Origin of the sequence: Rhodococcus sp. 1168 (genome assembly GCF_002091955.1) — a bacterium.
Taxonomy (GTDB): Bacteria; Actinomycetota; Actinomycetes; order Mycobacteriales; family Mycobacteriaceae; genus Rhodococcoides.
Genome location: NZ_MKKY01000058.1, coordinates 1 through 2,653, shown reverse-complemented (window position 1 = coordinate 2,653; position 2,653 = coordinate 1). Strand labels below are relative to the sequence as shown.

The 2,653-nt window shown below is 64.9% G+C and carries 2 protein-coding genes and 1 pseudogene; 1 reads left to right on the top strand and 2 read right to left on the bottom strand.

Annotation, left to right across the window (positions count from 1 at the left end):
- Together BJI47_RS24310 and BJI47_RS23750 are read right to left on the bottom strand one after the other, a co-directional pair.
- A partial coding sequence (locus BJI47_RS24310; protein WP_139804861.1) for a transposase occupies positions 1 to 758 on the bottom strand: 758 nt, incomplete at its 3' end.
- Positions 759 to 869: 111 nt separating this feature from the next.
- The gene (locus tag BJI47_RS23750; RefSeq protein ID WP_088942156.1) at positions 870 to 1,088 is read right to left on the bottom strand and encodes a hypothetical protein; all 219 of its coding nucleotides are present in this window, start codon (positions 1,086 to 1,088) and stop codon (positions 870 to 872) included.
- Between the two features lie 227 nt (positions 1,089 to 1,315).
- Between BJI47_RS23750 and BJI47_RS11100 the strand changes: the two are divergent.
- Positions 1,316 to 2,640 (top strand): annotated as a pseudogene (locus BJI47_RS11100) (ISL3 family transposase).
- The last annotated feature ends 13 nt before the right edge of the window (positions 2,641 to 2,653 follow it).

Below are 2,653 nucleotides of genomic sequence, written 5' to 3'. Positions count from 1 at the left end.
TTCGAATCGGCACACCACATGAAGAATCGGTGCAGTCGATGTGAGGTTCGATGCCGATCCCCGCCGTCACGGACGGTCGAAAGCAGGGTCCGTAGTTCCTCTTTCGCGATGTATGCCGATAGGATCTGTGCGCTTGGGTCCTGGGCATCGATCTCGTTCCACATTCGAGTGAAACCATTGTCCGACATACATTCCCGCGCTCGGAGTAGTCGCCTTCGGTTCGCGCACTCGGGGTCGATCGCCCGCCCCCTGCGGGCTCGTTGATCCCATGTCACTCGCTGGCGGACCTTGGTGACCGCGTCATTGGCTTTGGCGACAAGATGGAAGTGATCGACCACCAACACTGCGTTCGGTAGCAGATCCGGGGTTCGGACCGCAGCCGCATAGACAGCGGCGGGATCGATCGCGACGTACTCGATGCCGTCCCGGAACCGCTCAGAGCGAGCGTTCAGCCACTTCACTACTGCCGCCGTGGTTCGGCCGCTCTGCTGCCCGAGCATGCCCTGTGAGCCACTGATATCGACGAATCCGGTGTCCCACGGATCGGTGCGCACCCAGGTTCCGGTCCTCTCGCAGCGATCCCACCGGGGCTTGCCGCGTCGGGTCTCGTCGATCCCCAACACTCGAACCGGATCCGGTTCGGTCAGTACCTGCTCGGCCAGAGCGACGAACCGTCGATGCGCCGTCGGCCACGACACACCATGCGCTGCGGCGACCTCCGTAACCGATCGGGCGGCGTTGCCGATCGCATAACCCATTGCGCGCCCGAGCCGGCCGGTCAGTCTCGCCCGCGGCGGTATCTCCTCGATACTCTCCGTGAACGACCCACGCGAGCAGTAGTCTTCTCTGCATCTCCACCGGGTCTTGTTTCACTGCAATTGAATTGACTGCTCGCCGTAGGCGATATCCTTAGGCTTCGTGATCGCGTTGCCCGTGATCGACGTCGAGACCACTCCACACGACGGGCACGCCGCGGCCCGATCGTCGTCGGTGAAGAACTCCACTAACCGAACTCCATTCGAGTCCATGGACACGCGATGCACGCGTACTCCGGGCAGCCCGAACAGCACTGTCGTACCCTGATTCATACCCTTGGTCTTCCTGTCGCCTGGTGCTTCGCAACATTCAGACTTCAGGGGCCAAGGGCCTTCAGCGATTAGACGCGCCGAACGAGCTCAGGGCCAGGGTTGCCCGGTCAAGATCGAAGAGCCGGTAAACCCGGTCGGTGGGGTCGTGTCGCTGCGGTGAGGCGGGCTCCCGGAGGCCGATGATGAGGGTTCTCACGCCAACTCGTCACGACCCACCGGGGAGCCCTGTGTCCGAGAATACGACTGTTTCCGCTTCTGCCGTAGCCGACACGATCATCCGCACCGTCGAACTCGGCGTCACCATCCGCGACGCTGCGATCGACGGCGACACCACGATCGTGTTCTGCGACCTGATCACCACCGCGGCCGGCTGTTGCCCCGGCTGCGACATGGTCGGGAAGTACCGTGACCGGATCGAACGCAGAGTGAACGATGTTCCGGTGGTAGGGCACCCGCTGCAGCTACGGGTACGTGTTCCCCGCTACCGGTGCACGAACACATCCTGTGGCCGGGAAGTGTTCTGCCACAACACCGACCGCCTCGCGAGGGCCGGGTGGTCCACCACCCGCCGCTGCGCGAGGTACGTCCTGCGGAGGTTGATCCTCGACCGCACCACCGTCGCCGCCGTGGCCCGCGAACTCGGCCTGTCGTGGGACACCGTCAACGCGATCGCCGTCGACGCCACCACCACTGTGGTGGCCGCCGACACCACCCGCTTCGACGGTGTGCGGGTGATCGGGGTCGACGAACACAGGTGGGCGCACACCCGACACGCTGCTGGTGGTGGGTTCGTGACGGTCATCGTCGACCTGACGCCGGTCGTCGACGGAACCGGCCCGGCGCGGTTGCTCGACCTGGTACCGGGGCGTTCGGCGGCGGCGCTGACGGGGTGGCTCGCACAGCGCACCGACTCTTTTCGAGCGGGGATCGAGGTGGTGGCGATGGACGGGTTCGCGGCTACAAGAGCGCCGCCACCGGCAGCGTCCCCGATGCGGTGACGGTGATGGACCCGTTCCACGTCGTCGCCCTCGCCGGAACGACACTGGACTTGTGCCGCCAGCGAGTGCAGCAGGACACCTGCGGGCACGGGGGCCGGACCGGTGACCCGCTGTATCGGACGAGGCGCACCCTGCGAACGAGGGAGGTGTTGCTGTCGGATCGTCAGAAAGGCAGGCTTGCAGCAACGTTCGCCGACCCGAACCACACTCCGGTGGAGGTGACGTGGGCGGTGTATCAACGGTTGATCGCCGCGTACGCCCACCCCGACCCGAAGCAGGGGCACCGGATTCTCACTCGATTGATCGACACCATCCGCACCGGCGTCCCGGACGGTCTCGAGGAGCTCGCCCAACTCGGGCGGACCCTGCACCGAAGGCGGGTGGACATTCTCGCCTACTTCACCCACCGGGCGTCGAACGGGCCGACCGAAGCGATCAACGGCAGATTGGAAGCGTTGCGGCGCAACGCTCTCGGATTCCGCAACCTCACGCACTACCGCATCCGATCACTACTGCACTGCGGCAACCTCACCCGCGCACTCGATGCACTCTAAAACCGGAAGAGCC